Genomic DNA, 17,080 nt, shown 5'->3' on the forward strand with positions numbered 1-17,080 from the left:
GCCATCCCTCGTCGCGGTCAGGGCCCCCGAGGGCCGGGCGCTCCGTAACTCCGCGACACCCCTCACACGTTGACCGACTCGGACTGCGGCTCGGGCCCCGGGCCGCTGCCGTCGGGCCAGCGCGCGGGGTCGAGGCCGGTCCGGTCATCGGTCGTCTCGGAGCCGAGGAACGTGCGCCACAGGCGGGCGTAGTGGCCGTCGGCGGCGACGAGTTCGTCGTGGGTGCCGTCCTCCACGACCCGGCCGTGGTCCATCACCACCACCCGGTCGGCGCGGGCCGCCGTGGTCAGCCGGTGGGCGACGACCAGGGTCGTGCGCCGTCCGGCGAGGCGCTCCGTGGCGTGGTTGACCTGGGCCTCGGTGGCCAGGTCGAGCGCGGCGGTGGCCTCGTCGAGCAGCAGGATCGCGGGGTCGACGAGCTCGGCGCGGGCCAGCGCGATCAGCTGCCGTTGGCCGGCGGAGAGGTTACGGCCGCGCTCGCTGACCTCGTGCAGATAGCCGCCGTCGAGCGTGGCGATCATGTCGTGCGCACCGACCGCGCGGGCCGCCGCCTCCACCTCGGCGTCGCTCGCGTCGGGTCGGCCGTAGGCGATGGCGTCCCGCACGGTGCCGGGGAACAGGTACGGCTCCTGGGGGACGACGCCGAGCCGGTGACGGTAGGCGGTCAGATCGAGGTCGCGCAGGTCGACACCGTCGACGGTGACCCGGCCGCCGGTCGGGTCGTAGAACCGCGCGACCATCTTGACCAGCGTCGACTTGCCCGCTCCGGTCTCGCCGACGAAGGCGACCGTCTGGCCTCCCGGGATGCGCAGTCCGATCCCGCGCAGCGCGGCCTCACCCTTGCCACCGCCCCCGTCGCCGTCGCGAATACCGTCACCGTCGCCGATACCGACACCCGCGCTGTCACCGCCGCCGAAGGCAGCAGCGTCCGGCCCGGCCGGGTCCGGCAGGGACGCCCCGTAGTCGAACACCACGTCCTCGAAGGAGATCTCCCCGCGCAGCTCGTCCACCGCGTGGGGCTCGATCGGGGCCCGGGTCGACGTCGGCTCGCGCAGGAGTTCCTGGATGCGCCCCAGCGAGACGGTGGCCTGCTGGTAACCGTCGAAGACCTGGGACAGCTGCTGGACGGGGGCGAAGAACAGGTCGATGTAGAGCAGATAGGCGACCAGCGCGCCGGTCGTCAGCGTCTCCGCCGCTATCCGGTTCGCGCCCACCACCAGTACCGCGGCCGCGGCCACCGAGGACAGCAGCTGGACGAAGGGGAAGTACATGGAGATCAGCCACTGGCCGGTCAGCCTGGCCTCGCGGTACGAGGTGCTGCGCCCGGCGAACCGTGCGGCGCTGTCCTGCTCGCGCCGGAACGCCTGCACGATCCGCAGTCCCGCGACGGTCTCCTGGAGGTCGGCGTTGACCACGGAGATGCGCTCACGGGCCAGTTCGTAGGCCTGCCTGCTCCTCTTCCGGAAGAAGTACGTGGCGACAAGCAGCGGCGGCAGCGTCGCGAAGACCACCAGCGCCATCTCCACGTCGATGGCCAGCAGCGCGACCATGATCCCGAAGAAGGTGACGAGGGAGACGAAGGCGGTCACCAGGCCGGTCTGGAGGAAGGTGGACAGCGCGTCGACGTCCGTCGTCATCCGGGTCATGATGCGGCCGGACAGCTCTCGCTCGTAGTAGTCCAGACCGAGGCGCTGGAGCTGGGCGAAGATCTTCAGCCGCAGGGCGTAGAGGATCCGTTCGCCGGTGCGCCCCGTCATCCGGGTCTCGGCGATCTGCGCGCCCCACTGGACGAGGACGGCGAGCAGGCCGAGCCCTGCGGCCGACCACACCGCGCCGAGCGCGAGACGGTTCACGCCCTGGTCGATGCCGTGCCGGATCAGTATCGGCAGCAGCAGGCCGACGCCCGCGTCGACGGCGACCATGAGCAGGCTGATCAGCAACGGGGTGCCGAAGCCGCGCAGCAGTCTGCGCAGCCCGTACGACGCCTCGGGCTGCGCGGCGCCGTGCTCGTCGATGTCGGGGGTGTCGTCGGCCGGCGGCAGCGCCTCGACCTGGGCGAGCAGCTCCGGAGTGGCGGGGGTGCCGGACAGGGCGGCGTCCTTGGGGGTGCGGTCGCCCGTCCACAGCCTGGGGGTGATGCCGCGCTCGGCGTCGAACTCGGCGTCCAGGCCGCTCAGCTCGTTCAGATCACCGAGGTCATTCAGGTCGTTCAGGTCGTCGAGCTCTTCCAGCTCCTCGTGCGCCGCGCGGTCGCACTCCTCGGTGGCGGGCGCGGTGCGGGGCCGGTGGCCGGACGAGGGATCGCCCAGCTCGTCGGGGTCGGTGAGCAGCCGCCGGTAGAGCGCGGAGCGTTCGGTCAGCTCTTCGTGGGTGCCGATGTCGGCGAGCCGTCCGCGGTCCAGCACGGCGATCCGGTCGGCGAGGCCGAGGGTGGAACGGCGGTGGGCGATCAGAAGGGTGGTGCGCGCTTTGGCGCTCGTTGAGGGGTGGTGGTCGGGCGACGGGTGGGCGGTGCGGCCGGCCATGACGCTCCGCAGCGCCTCGTGGATCTCGTGCTCGACACGGGCGTCGACGGCGGAGGTGGCGTCGTCCAGGACGAGCAGCCGCGGGTCGGTGAGGATCGCGCGGGCGAGCGCGACGCGCTGGCGCTGGCCGCCGGAGAGGGTGAGACCGTGCTCGCCGACCTTGGTGTCGTAGCCGTCGGGCAGGGCGGTGATGAAGCCATGCGCCTGGGCGGCACGGGCCGCCGTCTCGATCTGCTCCTGGGTGGCCTCCGGATGGCCGTAGGTGATGTTGGCGCGCACCGTGTCGGAGAACAGGAAGCTGTCCTCGGGGACCAGGCCGATGGCGGCGCGCAGCGACGCCAGGGTGAGCTCGCGCACGTCGTGGCCGCCGATGAGGACGGCGCCGCCGGTCACGTCGTAGAAGCGTGGCAGCAGCAGCGAGACGGTGGACTTGCCGGAGCCGGACGCGCCGACGACGGCGAGGGTCTCGCCCTCGCGGATCTCGAAGGAGAGCCCGCTGAGCACCTGCCGACCGCCCTCGCCCGACCCCTGCCCCTGTCCCTGCCCGCCGTCGGGCACGCCGCCCGGGGTGTCGTCACCCGAAGCGGTGGCACCGTCCGGGGCGGGAGACGCCGCGGAGGCGCTCCGGTAGGCGAAGGTGACGTTGTCGAACTCGACGGTGGCGGGCGCGTCGGCCGGCAGCTCCTTGGTGCCGCCGGTGAGGGTGGGCCGGGTGTCGATCAGCTCCAGGACCCGCTCCACGCTGGCCCTGGCCTGCTGGCCGAGGGTGAGCACCATGGCGAGCATCCGCACCGGCCCGACCAGCTGGGCGAGGTAGGTGGAGAAGGCGACGAAGGTGCCGAGGGTGATCTGGTGGCGCACCGCGAGCCAGCCGCCCAGCGCCAGCATCACGACCTGCCCGAGTGCGGGCACCGCCTGGAGGGCCGGGGTGAACTTGGCGTTCAGCCGGATGGTGCGCAGCCGTCCGGCGAAGAGCCGGCGTCCGACGTCCCTGAGCTTGCCGGTCTCCTGCGCCTCCTGCCCGAAGCCCTTGACGATCCGGACACCGGAGACGGCGCCGTCCACGACACCCGCGACGGCCGCCGCCTGGGCCTGCGCGTACCAGGTGGCGGGGTGCAGCTTGGCGCGGCTGCGTCGGGCGATGAACAGCAGCGCGGGGGCGACCCCGAGCGCGACCAGGGTCAGCGGCGGGGAGAGCACCGCCATGATCACCAGGGAGACGAGGAACAGCAGGACGTTGCCGAGGGTCATCGGCAGCATGAAGAAGAGCCCCTGGATCAGCTGGATGTCGCTGGTGGCACGCCCCACCACCTGCCCGGTGGACAGCTCGTCCTGCCGGCGGCCGTCGAGTCCGGTGATCGTGTCGTGCATCTCGGTGCGCAGATCGTGCTGGACGTCGAGCGCGAGCCGGCCGCCGTAGTAGCGGCGCACGAAGGTCAGGGCGTAGACGATCACGGCGGCGACGAGGAAGAGCGCGACCCAGACGGCCATGGAGCGGCTGTGGTCGCCGATCACGTCGTCGATGATCACCTTGGTGAGCAGCGGCACCACCGCCATGACACCCATGCCGACGAGCGAGGAGCCGATGGCGAGCACGACGTCCTTCGGGTAGCGCCAGGCGTACCCGATCATCCGCCTGACCCAGCCCGCCTCCGGATCCTCGGCGGCCCCGCTCCAGCGGCGGCCGCGCGCTCTCCGGCCGCCACCGCTCCGGCCGCCCGCACCACTCGTGTCCGCCGCCACCCGGTCGTCTCCTCGACTCACGTCGCCCCTATGTCCTCGATCGCTCTCGTTCGCTCTGATCTTCGAAAGGCGGCAACACCGAGGCTTCCGGATTTCATCCTTCCGCAACACTCCCGGGGCGAAGGTCGCAGGGAGGTAGGGCGCAAGGCCTAGGCCCGCGTCGGGCAGGGTCCGCCCTGATGCGCCGAGTGGACACACCCGCCTCCACCGGTGGCCGAGGAGAACCGCGACGCGCCGCTCGACGATCCGCCACGGGCCGTCGAGCTGTGCTACGGTTTTCGTGTTGCAGTTGTGGTACCCATGAACCTATGTGCGCCTGACGGAATGCTTCCCTCAGGCGCATTATTTGTTTTCCGGGCATCTCCGGATGGGGCCTCTGCCTACAGAAGGAGAATGTCATGGCACAGGGAACCGTGAAGTGGTTCAACTCTGAAAAGGGTTTCGGCTTCATCGAGCAGGACGGCGGCGGCCCCGACGTCTTCGCCCACTACTCGAACATTGCGACCCAGGGCTTCCGTGAGCTTCAGGAAGGCCAGCGGGTCACCTTCGACGTCACGCAGGGCCAGAAGGGCCCGCAGGCGGAGAACATCGTCCCCGCCTGATCGCCGGACGCGTATTCCGCTCACCGGGGTCCGCACCGTCATGGTGCGGACCCCGGTTTGTGCTGTTTTCAGGAAGGCAGATAACTGCATGCCCCGTAGGCCCCAGAAGCCGAATCGGCGCGAGAAGCCGAACCGGCGCGCCTCTTCACCCCCGCCCCCCGCGTCGTCGTCAAGGGAATTCCGGCTGCCGGAAAGCACGACACCCGCACTTCCCGCGGTCGAGGAATTCGCCGACCTGGACATGCCCGCGGCGCTGCTGACCACCCTCACCACGCAGGGCGTGACCACCCCTTTCCCCATCCAGGCCGCCACCCTGCCCAACTCGCTCGCCGGCCGTGACCTGCTCGGACGCGGACGCACCGGCTCCGGCAAGACCCTCGCGTTCGGTCTTGCGCTGCTGGCCCGCACGACCGGGCTGCGTGCGGAGCCCAAGGCCCCCCTCGCCCTCGTGCTGGTGCCCACCCGCGAGCTCGCCCAGCAGGTGACGGAGGCGCTGACGCCCTATGCGGCGGCGGTGCACCTCCGGCTGGCCACCGTGGTCGGCGGGCTGTCGATCACCAAGCAGGCCGGTGCGCTCCGGCGCGGCGCCGAGGTGGTCGTGGCGACCCCGGGCCGGCTCAACGACCTCGTGGAACGCGGCGACTGCGTGCTCGACCAGGTACGCATCACGGTGCTGGACGAAGCCGACCAGATGACCGACATGGGCTTCCTGCCGCAGATCACCAAGCTGATCCAGCAGGTACGGCCGGACGGCCAGCGCATGCTCTTCTCGGCCACCCTGGACCGCAACATCGACCGCCTGGTGCAGCGGTTCCTGACCGACCCCGTGGTGCACTCCGTGGACCCGTCCGCGGGAGCGGTGACCACGCTGGAGCATCACGTGCTCCATGTGCAGGACGAGACCGACAAGAAGGCCGTCACCCTGCGCATCGCGGCCCGTGACGGTCGGGTCCTCCTCTTCCTCGACACCAAGAGGTCCGCCGACCGGCTCGCGAAGCGGCTCCTCGCCGTCGGGGTCCGGGCCGCGGCACTGCACGGGGGCCGCTCCCAGCCACAGCGCAACCGCACCCTGGAACAGTTCAAGAACGGCCAGGTCACCGCGCTGGTGGCGACGAACGTCGCGGCCCGTGGCATACACGTCGACGACCTCGACCTCGTCGTGAACGTCGATCCCCCCGCCGACCACAAGGACTACCTCCACCGCGGCGGCCGCACGGCACGCGCCGGCGGCTCCGGCAGCGTGGTCACGCTGGTCCTGCCCGACCAGAAGCGGGACGTCACCCGGCTCATGTCCGACTCGGGCATCCGCCCCCGCACGGCCCGCGTCACGTCGAGCGACGCGGAACTGGCCGCCATCACCGGCGCCCGCGAGCCCTCCGGCGTGGCCGTCACCATCGAGGTCCCGCAGCCGGCGGCACCGACGGCGTCCCGCCCGGACCGGAAGGCCGGCGCCCAGCCCGGCAGCCGGCGATCCGGCCGCCGGCGCCGTGGCGGCAGCGGTGCCAACGCGGCAACGGCTTCCGCCCCGAGGGGAGCCGGCCGGGGCACCGACCGCCGGGCCGCGACCGGGGCGTCGGCGTCCGGTGGCGCCTCCGCAACGCGCGGCCGCGGTGCTGCCCGCCGGGCGGGCTCCGGCCGGGCCACGGGCGGTGCCGTCGCACAGGGCAAGGGTTCCGCGTCACGGCACTAGGTTTACGGGCCGGCCCGTCGCAATCGAACGCGCCGGCCCTAGGCTCAGTCTCATGACGAACGGGGATATGCGCCACGGGCGCTGCGGCGTGTGCGGTGGCGGCGAGGTGTACCAGGGCGAGTACGTGGCACAGAACGGGCTCCGCCAGAGGGGAGCGAGCGTGTTCGGCTCGAAGCAGGTCGTGTTCGACGCGTTCGTCTGCGCGGCCTGCGGCCATGTCCAGTTGCATGTGCAGCTGAACGCCAAGATATCGGCGCACATCCGGAACAACCTCGACTGGATACCGCCGCGCCGGGACATGGGCTGATCGCGGGCTGGTCACGCCCTCCCGAAGCACTCCTAGTGACCGTCCCGGCGGCGTAGTTCGTCCCCGAGTGCGCCGAGGCAGTTCGCCAGTTCCTTGTCGCTCATGTCCGACGGGCGCGTGCCGCAGTTCGTCGTCGTGGCACCTGGCTTGTCCGGCGTGCGGGAGACGTTCACCGTGTGCGGCTCCACCCTGCCCACGATGGACAGGTCCACGTAGAACTCGGTCAGGCCGCGGCGGACCCCGAAGACCCGCCACATGTCGTTGCCGAGCGGGGTGAACTCCTCCAGTTTGCCGCCGGTGTTGAGGAACGTCGGATCGACCGTGCGCACCGCGTCCGTGGCCTTGTTCGTCAGGGTGTTGAGGTTCGCGGTGTTCGGGTCGCCGTCCGGGAGCACGTAGACGTCGAGCCGGTTCAGCCGTCCGTTCTCGACGCTGTCGGCCGGGGAGACGGCGTAGGCGATGAAGGCCTGGCTCTTGGACGCGTTCGGCGTCAGCGGGGTGACGTAGTAGAGGTGGTGGTCGGGCCCCCGCAACAGGTACTCGCTGGTGTTGCCGGCCTGCACGTCGTCGACGGTGGGCTTGTACCCGAAGGAGGCCCGGTCGTGCCACTTGCGGCCGGCCGCCCACGCGGTGGCCTGGCGCTGCGTCTGCGAGAGGTGCTCCGGGTAGACCGGACCGGGCAGGTCGCCGGCCTTCACCTCGGGCCGGTACACCGCGTGCACACCGTGGTCGCCGGTGACGACCAGCACCCCCGCGGCCGTGATCACACTGCGGTTCTTGTACCCGATCTCCCGCTGCACCGGCACGACGATCACCGGCTTGCCGTGTTTGCAGTATCCCCAGACATCGTCGTCGTCCCAGACCAGGTCGGGAAACTTCTCGGCAAGCAGGTTACGCAGGCTGTTTCCGCGTTCGCCGTGGAAGGCCCGGTCGAACGTGCCGGACGCGAACCGGCACGCCACCCGCACGCGGTTGGACGCCCCGTCCCATGACGCGATGCCGTAGGTGGGGGTGGCCTTGCCGGAGCCGTCGAGGACCGCCGTCCAGATCCCGGACGTGCCGTCCTTCCCGTACAGGTAGGTGATCGTCTCCTCCCAGGCGTCGACCTTCGGGGCGATGGAGGCGGCCTGCCCCATCATCTGCGACGCGGAGGCGTACGACGACGTGCGGCCCTCCCAGGACCGGATGCCGGACAGCCCGCCGACGTTGATGCAGGTGTGCACATCGGACGGGCTCTGGTAGGCGCAGCCGCCGCCGCTCTTGTGCGCGCCGCGCAGCAGGTACGCCGTCGACGCGGGCGCATCGGTCTTCGACGTGATGTGCCAGGTCGTGACGGTGTTGTAGTACCGGCCCTCGTCCTTGTCGTTGTCCCAGACGGCCCGCAGGAAGGGCACGAAGAACACCAGGGCGGCGGCGATCCAGGAGACCGCCCAGAACAGCCCCCCGGTCTGTCCCCCCGGCGCGTCACGTGCGACGTAGCTGTCCGAGAACGCGCCACCGAGAATCAACCCGGTGCCGACCAGCCCGATCGTCACCCACATCCAGAACAGTCCCGTGGGGTGACCCAGCCCCCCGCCGGGCAGCCAGTACCGCTGCACGACGTCGATCCGCCACCACTGCTCCCAGGTGCCGATCCCCCCGAAGAGCACGTGCAGCATCAGCCAGTACAGGTACGCCAGCACCGGCATCCACGCCCACCAGAGGAAGGTGACACCGATCCGGCCCTTGAGTTCCATGCAGAAGCCCCCCTGTGCTTTCAACACGGCTGTCCCCGCGGCGAGTTCACCTGAACCGCACGATGCCATACCGTCGCGGGGACCCGTCCCGACCGTGGGCCGGGCCGGTCCGGTCCGGTCACGCAGTCGGTGGGGCGGAGCCCGCGTCGACGGCGTGGGCCCGGTTCCGTGACGACGACCCCCATCGGAGAAGGGAACACGTGCATGCCGGTCGACACCCCGCAGGTCCGCCTGAGGCCCGTGGGCGAACAGGACCTCCAGATGATCCGGCGCTTCGTTCTTGAGCCGGGTCTCGTCGGCCTGGACTGGACGGGTTTCCGCGATCCGGGTGTGGTCAGGCGCCGGTTCGACGCTGACGGCTTCCTCGGTGAGGACGACGGCCGGCTCATCGTCGCCACGGGAGCCGACGGCGAGGCTGCCGGAATGGTGTCGTACCTGGCTCGGCGCCGCGGCAACCCGCGGTCGTACGGCTGGGAGATCGGCATCGTCCTGCTGCCCGAGTGGCGTGGCCGGGGAATCGGGTGGCGCGCGCAGGCGATGCTCTGCTCCTACCTGTTCGAGCACACGCCGGTGCAACGGATAGAGGCGGCGACCCACGCCGAGAACATCGCCGAGCAGCGGTCTCTTGAACGTGCCGGATTCGAGCGTGAGGGCGTGCTGCGCGCGGCGGAGTTCCGCGCCGGCCGGTGGCGCGACGGATGCCTCTACAGCCGGTTGCGCACCGACCCTGATCCGCTGGGTGCCGCGGACCAGGACTAGCCGGGGCCCTGCCAGGGCCCTGCCAGGGCCACACGTTCGGATCATGCCCGAGGCGGCGGGGGCGGGCCTTCGGCCGTCATGCGTCGATGTCGTACTCCAGGATGTAGGCGGACGCGTCCAGGATCATGTCGTTGACCTCGACGGCGCGGCCGGTTGCGGTGACGGCGGTGCGGCGGATCAGCATCACTGGCGTCCCGGGCAGCAGCCGCAGGTGTTCGGTCTCGGCCGCACCGGGCATGCGGGATCGCACTTCCTCCCGGAACCGCACCGGCCGGTGGCCGATGTCGCCGAGCCGGGCGTAGATGCCGCCGGGACCGGTGTCGGACTCGGTGATCGGTGTGCCGGAGACCAGGGCGGCATCCAGGTAGGACGTGGCGACGAGGACGGGCCTGCCGTCGAGCACGAAGCGGCGGCGGCGCACACAGGCCGGCACGCCCTCGGCCAGGCCGAGAATCCGGGCAACCACAGCCGGCGGCTCTTCCTCGGTCACCGACGTCGCGTCGACCACGAGGTCACGCCCCTCGGTCTCGGTCGACCAGACCGAGTGCCCCGCGCCCCACGTCGCCCCGGACAACCGGGAGGTGCCGCGCCGCCGGACCGGGCGGAACTCCCGCACGAAGACTCCCGCACCCTTTCGAGCCTCGACGAGCCCTTCGGATTGCAGCACGCCGAGCGCTTGACGGGCGGTCATGCGCGCCACCTGGTGACGCGCCATGAGGTCGTTCTCACCCGGCAGACGGTCGCCGGGCCCGTACTCACCCCGCTCGATGGCGGCCTTCAACTCAGCGGCTATGCGCTGGTACTTCGGTTGTGACCTGAGGTGTCGCCCGGAGCGCTCGCTCGCCATGAATGATCCTCCCTGACCATCTCTAGACATCCTAGGTGCCCGTTTCCGATCACCTGCCTCTGCCCCGTGAACGCCCGTCACTCGTTCCGGTTACATACCTAGAGAACTACTGCCCCAGTCTGCTTCCGGCTGGTTCACTCACAACATCTCTAGACATGCTGTACTCGTCGTCATTCATGGAGGCAGTCGTGACGACCGTTGACCCCGCCGAGGTCCAGTGGCAACTCCCCCGAACCCCCCGCAGCGCCACCCGCGCCCGCGCACTCCTGCGCACCCAACTGTCGACGTGGGGCATCCACGGCGACCCGGCGGCCACCGCTGAGCTGCTGCTCTCCGAACTCGTCGGCAACGCCGTGCGGCACGCCGGCACGCCGCGTGGCCGGCAGATCGGCGTGCGGTTCGCGCGGTATGACGGGACGCTGCGCGTGGAGGTCGCCGACGCGGACGATCGGCTGCCCGCACCGCGGGTGGCCGCGTGCGACGACGAGGGCGGGCGGGGGCTCGCGGTCGTCGACGCCCTTGCGGAACGGTGGGGCCACTGCCCGAGGCCACACGGCATCGGCAAGACGGTCTGGGCCGAGGTGGCGGCCGGGTGATCGCCGGCGGCCGGTGTGCGCTGTGGGCGGGTGCTTAAGCAGGCGCGTTCCGGACGGTGGCGTGGCAGGATCGGCCCACGATGTGGACGGTCTCGGGGCCGAGGAAGGGGCACGATGTTCGCGATACCTCTGGGAGACGGCGGCGCCGAGCTGCGGCCGTTGGAGCCGTGGCAGGCCGAGGAGTTCCTGGCCCACATGGAGCGGGGACGGGAGTACATCGGGCAGTACATCGGGCTGCCGGACGCCGTCACCGGACTGACGTCGAGCCGCGCCTACCTCCAGTCGTACGCGGACAAGGCCGCATCCGACACCGGGCGGATCTACGGCATCTGGGTGGGCGACAAGCTGGTCGGCGGGGTTCTCTTCCGGACGATGGACGTCACGCTCGGCACCGCCGAGGCGGGCTGCTGGCTGGAGCCGTCGGCGGTGGGCAAGGGCCTGGTGACCCGGGCCGCACGCCTGATCATCGACTGGGCCGTGGAGGAACGCGGCATCCACCGCATCGAATGGCTGGTCGCCGCGGAGAACGCGGCCAGCATCGCCGTGGCCCGGCGGCTCGGCATGACGAAGGACGGCGTGCTGCGGGAGAGCCACCCGTACCGCGGCGAGCGGCTCGACATCGAGGTCTGGTCGGTACTCGCACCCGAATGGCGGGCGGCCAAGGAGGACGACGCGGGCGACCTCGCCGGGGGCGCGGGCTGACGCGGACGTGCGCTCGGGGCGCGCCCATCGGCAGGGCGCGCCGCACGCCGGCTACGTCGGCTACGTCGGCTACGTCGGACGGGCCGTCCCGCCGGTCGGCTCGAACGCCGGACGGAGGAAGGTCCGGTCGAAGCGGCGGATGCAACGCGTCGCCGCGCTGAGCCGCCACAGTTCCCGTGCCTGCGGATCCTGGCGGATGGCGGCGCGGTACGTCTCGTAGTCGGCGAGGCTGGGGAACGAGAACAGCGCGTAGGCGATGTCGTTGGCCCCCTCGTGCGGCAGGTAGCAGCCGTGATGGGTGCCGCCGAGGCGGGTGACGATCGGGATCCAGCCCGTCACGTAGCGCTCGAAGGCCTCGGCCTGGGCGGGGTCAATCTCGTAGCGCAGATGGCACGTGATCATCCGCGCATTCTCCCCGGGCGGGGCGTGGCCCGGGAAAGGGGGCGGGCGGCCACCCGGGAAGGGAAGACCGCCCGCAGAAGCGTCAGGCCGCCTGGGTGAGCTCCGCGCGGCCGAAGAGGAGGGCGTAGCCGGAGGGCAGCCGCGTCAGGATGCGGTCGAGCAGGGCGTCGCCGGCCAGGTGGGCGACGGTGGTGAGGACGGCGCCGGTGTCCCAGCGCGTGGTGGCGGGAGTGCCACCGGTACGGGCGGCGAGTTCGTTCACGAAACCCCAGCCGTTCAGGACTTCGGGGTCGGATGGTTGCGAGGTGATGGCGCGGGCGGCCTCGGCCGGCAGGCAGGCCGCGAGAGCCAGCCGGTCCTCGTCGGCGAGCTGACCGCCCAGTGCGGTGAGCACGGCACGGACCACCTCCTCGGCTCTCTGGCGCGTCGGATACGCGCCGTCGTAACGGACTCGTTCCAGCAGGTGGGCGAAGGTCATGCCCGCCGACGGGCTCTGGTCGGGCTGGGGATACATAGGTGACGCGTTGCCTTTCTCATCCAGGGGGCGAACTGCTCCAAGAGTGGGCGGGCCAGGGGAAGGACGGGTGGGTGTGTAGGACTCCGGCTTCGCTGCCGGCCCGGGTGTGCGCCCCCGGGTTCTTGTGCCCAAAGTGGCGTGTTGTATGCCAAGTTGACGAAGGTTCGCTTGGGGTGAGCTCTTGCGGGGCGCGTTGCGCGGGCTGGAGAGAGTGCGTTGCGCGGGCTGGAGACGGCGTGTTGCGCGGGGTCGGGAGGGGCGTGTTGCGCGGGCCCGCGGGTCGCGGACTGCGGCTGCGCGCCGTCGGGCGCCCGGCGCCCCGACGTTCCCGCGTTCCTGCGCCCCCTCGCCCCCTCGCCCCCTCGCCCCGGCGGGCGGACGGCTGCCCCGGATGGCGTACGGCGGCCCCAACGGGCCCGGAGCGGGACCACGAGGCGCCGGGACGGAGAGAGGCCGCCGCCGACCGATGCGCTGCGCTGCGCCGCCGACGGACCCGACGCGCCGCCGGCGAGGGAACCGGCGGCCGGGGCCGGCGACCGCGGCGGCGCGGCCTCCTCGGTACCGATCGCGCGACACGGGCGTCCATGCTCCGGAACACCGTCACCCGTCACCGCAGCCCGGCGGCACAATAGGAGCCATGCCGATACCCCGGACCCCCAGCCGCCCCGCACTCGTCGAGCACCTGGTGCGCACCCGTATCGCGGGCGACGTCGCCACGCCCCGCGAGAACAACCTCTCGCACTACCGGGCACTGGCGAACGGCGACCGGCACTACTGGCTCGGTCTGGAGCTCGGCGACCGCTGGGAGGACGAGCAGGACGTGCTGGCGGTGATGGCCGAACGGTGCGGGGTCAACGACGACCACGAGTACCGCTTCGGCCAGGACACCATCGACCCGGAGCTCACCGTCGACGGCCTGGAGCGGATGGCGGCGCGCCTGCACAAGGCGGCCGAGGACGGGCAGCGGGTGCTGTTCGCGACGGGGCACCCCGGCGGGCTGCTCGACGTGCACCGGGCGACCGCGGCGGCGCTGCGCGCCGCGGGCTGCGAGATCATGGTGATCCCGGACGGGCTGCACACCGCCGAGGGCATGATCTTCCAGTTCGCCGACGTCAGCGTCCTGGAGCGCGGCGCCACCCTGTGGCACACCCACTCACCCGACCCGATGACGGTGATCCTGGACGCCCTGGAGCGCCTGGGCCGCCCGCTGCCCGACCTGGTGGTCGCCGACCACGGCTGGGCGGGCTGCGCGGGCCAGCGCGGCCTGGACTCCGTCGGCTACGCCGACTGCAACGACCCGGCGCTGTTCATCGGCGAGGCCGAAGGCACCGTCCAGGTCACCGTCCCGCTGGACGACCACGTCACCAGCCCGCGGCACTACGACCCCATGACCGCGTACCTGCTCACCGCCGCCGGGCTCGACACGGACGTCTGACGGATACGACCCCCACCGCCGAGGCGCGCCCCACGTCAGCCCGCGCCCCACGTCAGCGGAGTGGGGGCAGAGCGGGGGTGGACCGGACCGCTCAGGAGCCACCCGGCACGACCGGACGGGCCGACGGTTCGTCCCCGGGGCGCCGCGGGACGATCACCGCGCCCTCGGAGAGCGGCCGGACGAGGCGCTGGTAGATCGCGAGCCAGCCCCGTTCGGAGGTGGGCTCCGGCGGCTTCCACGCCGCGCGCCGACGCTCGACCTCGGCATCGGGGACGAGGAGGTCGACGGTGGCCGTGGCCGTGTCGATGGTGATCTCGTCGCCGTCCTCCACCAGCCCGATCAGCCCCCCGACGGCCGCCTCCGGGCAGACCTGGCCGACCACCACCCCATGGTTGAGCCCGGACAGCTGGCCGTCGGTGACCACCGCGATGTCCTCGCCCAGACCGGCACCGTGGATCGCCGCGACGAACCACGAAGCGGAGGCGACACCGGGCCCGCCCTGCGGGCCGAGGCCGCGCAGCACCACCACGTCGCCGGAGCCGATCCGCCGGTCGCGGATCGCCTCCATCGCGCCGTCCTGGGTGTCGAACACCCGGGCGGGACCGCGGAAGCGGAGCTCGCCGCCGGCGGCGCCCCGCTTCATGATGCCGCCCTCCCGCGCCAGCGATCCGTAGAGCAGGAGGAGCGTCGGCGCCGGCGCGTGCGGCTCGTCCACGGTGCCGACGACGGCGGGGTCGGCGACGGCGGTCTCGGCCAGCAACTCCCCCGCGGTACGGCCGCTGACGGTGCGGGCCGCCGGGTCCTGCCATCGCTCGAGCCCCTTCATGACGGCCCGGGTCCCGCCCGCCCGGTCGAGTTCGTCGACGCGGATCGGGCCGTTGGGCCGTACCGCCGTCAGCAGCGGGATCTGCCGCGACCACTTCTCGTACAGGGCGTACACGTCGACGCCGTTCTCCGCCTCGGTGGCGACCCCCTGGAGGTGGCGCAGCGCGTTCACCGAGCCGCACACGGCCAGACAGGTCCGCACCGCGTTGGCGAACGCGCCCTCCGTCATGACGTCCCTGGGCCGCAGGTCCTCCTCGACGAGCCCGACGATCCGCTCCCCCGCCGCGTGCGCCAGGCTCCGGACCCGCTCGCCGCGCGCCGGGATCAGCGACGCACCCGGCAGCGTCATGCCCAGCGCTTCGGCGGCCACGTGCATCGTGTTGGCGGTGCCCATCCCCGCGCACACGCCCGGACCGCAGACCGCGACATCGCACATCCGGCGCAGTTCGTCGACGCTCAGCCGCCCGTCGCTGACCGCGCCCACCGACTCGAAGACGTCCTCGATGTCGACCGGCTCGTCCCGGTGGATGCCGTGGTCCTGGTATCCGCCGGTCACCACGATGGTCGGAACGTTGAGCCGGGCGGCGGCCATCAGGTGCCCCGGAGTGGTCTTGTCGCACGACGACAGGCAGACCATGCCGTCGAGCAGGGCGCCCTCGACGACCACCTCGATGTCGTTGACCAGCAGGTCCCGGGTGGCGAGCAGATAGCGCGCCTGCCGTCCCGCGTTCGTCACGAAGTCGCTCGGGGCGGTGGTGCGGATCTCGAACGGCAGGCCGCCGGCCGCCCGGACGCCCTCCTTGACGACGGCGGCCAGTTCGTCCAGGTGGCTGAAGCAGGACGACAGCTCCGACGAGGTGTTGACCACCGCGATCTTGGGTTTGTCCATGTCGGCGTCCGGTATGCCGAGCGCACGCCACTGGGCCCGGCGCACGGCCCAGGGAGTGGTTCCCGGCGTGAAGTTGCTGCGGAGCTCAGGCATCCTGATCGTCCCTCTCCTCGGTGCGGTTCCCACCGGTGCGGTGCTCGCCGGCACGGGTCGGCTCGGCGTGGATCTGCTCGGCGTGGATCTGCTGGTCGGCCGTGGTGCCGAGGAACGCTCCCCGGTCCGTCAGCACCCGCCGGACCCGCTCGGCCGGCACGTCGCGCGGTCGCTGCGCACCCTCGGTCGCCAGGTGGGCCAGCACCCCGGCCGCCTCCCCCATCGCCATGCACTGGGCGGTCACCCGCAGGGACGCCTGCGCGCCCAGGTCCGCCGACGCACAGCGCCCCGCGACGAGCACCCCGTCGAGATCGCGCGGCACGAGCACGCGCAGCGGGATCTGGTAGTAGGCGCCGGGGTCGAGCCAGCCCCACTGGGTCCCACGACCGGCCCCGTGCCGTTCCATCGGCCAGGCGCTGCATCCGATCGCGTCGGGGAACCGTGCGGCGCCCGTCACGTCGTCGCTGCTCAGCACGTACGCTCCGGCCACCCGACGGCTCTCCCGTACGCCGAGCTGGGCGCCGCAGTCGAGTACGAAGGCGTGCTCGAACCCCGGCACGTACCCGCGGAAGGCCTGCTCGTAGCGGAGCACCTGCCGGCGCCCCTCGGCCTCCGCGGCGCCGAACTCCTCGGTACGGGCGGGGTCCGGCGGCCTGCCCCGGTCGCTGACCCGGGTGATGTTCAGGTGCATGATGCCGGGGTGCACGCTGTACATGCCGCCCGCCGTGCGGGGCAGGTCGATGCCCGCGGCCACCGCACGCTCCAGGTGCGCGTGCAGCTCGGCACGGCTGATGGTGGCGGCGCGGTCGGTGTCCACCCCGCCGAAGCGGAACATGGTGCTCGGGAACTGCGGCGGCCCGTCGACCGGCAGGAACTCCCCGCCGGCCTGCGCGACCACGTCGGCGTCACCGGTGCAGTCGACGACCACCGGGGCCCGCAGCCGGCGCGGTCCCTGCTTGCTGTGCACCTCGATGCCGGTGACCCGGTCGCCGTCCCGGAGCACGCCGGTGACCATGCTGTGCAGCAGGACGTCGACACCGGCCGCACCCACCAGCTCGTCGAGCACCAGGGTGAGCCGGAACGGGTCGTACGGAAGGGACGCGGTGCGCAGCCAGAAGACCGGCTTGTCCGGCGCGCCCCCGCAGTCCCGCAACCGGTCAGCGACCTCGGTGGCGAAAGAGCCCACGACGGGGAGGGCCGCACCGTCCCGCACCGTGTAGTAGCCGCACAGGCTGCCGAGCGTCACCGCGGTCATCGTGCCGCCGAGGAACCCGTACCGCTCGACCAGCGCCACCCGCGCGCCGGAGCGCGCCGCCGCCACCGCCGCCGCCACTCCGGCGGGGCCGCCGCCGGCCACCAGGACGTCGTAGGTATCCGTATCCGTGGTCGTTGCCAAAGGCGTCATGGGTACG

Annotated in this window: 14 protein-coding genes; 7 read left to right on the forward strand and 7 right to left on the reverse strand. The window is 72.0% G+C overall.

The window, feature by feature from the left end; translation table 11 throughout:
* Window positions 1-62: 62 nt before the first annotated feature.
* On the reverse strand, window positions 63-4,157 hold the full coding sequence (locus NQO67_RS11120) for an ABC transporter ATP-binding protein (protein ID WP_255950014.1): 4,095 nt from the start codon (window positions 4,155-4,157) through the stop codon (window positions 63-65).
* 509 nt (window positions 4,158-4,666) lie between these two features.
* Between NQO67_RS11120 and NQO67_RS11125 the strand changes: the two genes are divergently transcribed.
* The 3 genes from NQO67_RS11125 to NQO67_RS11135 all read left to right on the forward strand — a co-directional run bounded on the left by NQO67_RS11125 (window position 4,667) and on the right by NQO67_RS11135 (window position 6,867).
* Window positions 4,667-4,870, forward strand: coding sequence for a cold-shock protein (locus tag NQO67_RS11125; RefSeq protein WP_031013754.1), 204 nt, complete (start codon window positions 4,667-4,669; stop codon window positions 4,868-4,870).
* Between the two features lie 88 nt (window positions 4,871-4,958).
* Window positions 4,959-6,560 carry a DEAD/DEAH box helicase gene (locus tag NQO67_RS11130; RefSeq protein ID WP_255949694.1) on the forward strand — a complete coding sequence of 534 codons (1,602 nt, stop codon included), beginning with the start codon at window positions 4,959-4,961 and terminating at the stop codon, window positions 6,558-6,560.
* Between the two features lie 52 nt (window positions 6,561-6,612).
* Complete coding sequence (locus NQO67_RS11135) at window positions 6,613-6,867, forward strand: hypothetical protein (RefSeq protein ID WP_255949695.1); 255 nt, start codon at window positions 6,613-6,615, stop codon at window positions 6,865-6,867.
* A gap of 32 nt (window positions 6,868-6,899) precedes the next feature.
* On the opposite strand, the gene NQO67_RS11140 is transcribed toward NQO67_RS11135, so the two are convergent.
* A complete protein-coding gene (locus NQO67_RS11140; RefSeq protein WP_255949696.1) occupies window positions 6,900-8,603 on the reverse strand; it encodes a hypothetical protein in 1,704 nt (567 codons plus the stop codon).
* Window positions 8,604-8,807: 204 nt separating this feature from the next.
* Between NQO67_RS11140 and NQO67_RS11145 the strand changes: the two genes are divergently transcribed.
* Entirely contained in the window at window positions 8,808-9,362 is a 555-nt protein-coding gene (locus NQO67_RS11145; RefSeq protein WP_255949697.1) for a GNAT family N-acetyltransferase, read from the forward strand.
* A gap of 76 nt (window positions 9,363-9,438) precedes the next feature.
* Here NQO67_RS11145 and NQO67_RS11150 read toward each other — a convergent pair whose 3' ends face one another.
* A complete protein-coding gene (locus NQO67_RS11150) occupies window positions 9,439-10,209 on the reverse strand; it encodes a GntR family transcriptional regulator (protein WP_255949698.1) in 771 nt (256 codons plus the stop codon).
* Window positions 10,210-10,397: 188 nt separating this feature from the next.
* Here NQO67_RS11150 and NQO67_RS11155 point away from each other — a divergent pair, with 188 nt between their 5' ends.
* Complete coding sequence (locus NQO67_RS11155) at window positions 10,398-10,805, forward strand: ATP-binding protein (protein ID WP_255949699.1); 408 nt, start codon at window positions 10,398-10,400, stop codon at window positions 10,803-10,805.
* Window positions 10,806-10,919: 114 nt separating this feature from the next.
* Complete coding sequence (locus NQO67_RS11160) at window positions 10,920-11,507, forward strand: GNAT family N-acetyltransferase (protein ID WP_255949700.1); 588 nt, start codon at window positions 10,920-10,922, stop codon at window positions 11,505-11,507.
* Between the two features lie 69 nt (window positions 11,508-11,576).
* Here NQO67_RS11160 and NQO67_RS11165 read toward each other — a convergent pair whose 3' ends face one another.
* Window positions 11,577-11,909: an NIPSNAP family protein gene (locus tag NQO67_RS11165; protein WP_255949701.1), complete on the reverse strand. Its 333-nt coding sequence runs from the start codon at window positions 11,907-11,909 to the stop codon at window positions 11,577-11,579.
* Between the two features lie 82 nt (window positions 11,910-11,991).
* Window positions 11,992-12,423, reverse strand: a complete 432-nt coding sequence (locus NQO67_RS11170; RefSeq protein WP_255949702.1) for a DUF2267 domain-containing protein — start codon at window positions 12,421-12,423, stop codon at window positions 11,992-11,994.
* Window positions 12,424-13,063: 640 nt separating this feature from the next.
* Here NQO67_RS11170 and NQO67_RS11175 point away from each other — a divergent pair.
* Complete coding sequence (locus NQO67_RS11175; RefSeq protein WP_255949703.1) at window positions 13,064-13,861, forward strand: phosphatase; 798 nt, start codon at window positions 13,064-13,066, stop codon at window positions 13,859-13,861.
* 91 nt (window positions 13,862-13,952) lie between these two features.
* On the opposite strand, the gene ilvD is transcribed toward NQO67_RS11175, so the two are convergent.
* Complete coding sequence (ilvD, locus tag NQO67_RS11180; protein ID WP_255949704.1) at window positions 13,953-15,668, reverse strand: dihydroxy-acid dehydratase; 1,716 nt, start codon at window positions 15,666-15,668, stop codon at window positions 13,953-13,955.
* Window positions 15,661-17,073 carry an FAD-dependent oxidoreductase gene (locus NQO67_RS11185; protein ID WP_255949705.1) on the reverse strand — a complete coding sequence of 471 codons (1,413 nt, stop codon included), beginning with the start codon at window positions 17,071-17,073 and terminating at the stop codon, window positions 15,661-15,663. Before NQO67_RS11185 ends, ilvD begins: the two co-directional genes overlap by 8 nt.
* Window positions 17,074-17,080: the final 7 nt, after the last annotated feature.

The sequence above is a fragment of the Streptomyces odontomachi genome, assembly GCF_024435355.1.
Taxonomy (GTDB): domain Bacteria; phylum Actinomycetota; class Actinomycetes; order Streptomycetales; family Streptomycetaceae; genus Streptomyces; species Streptomyces odontomachi.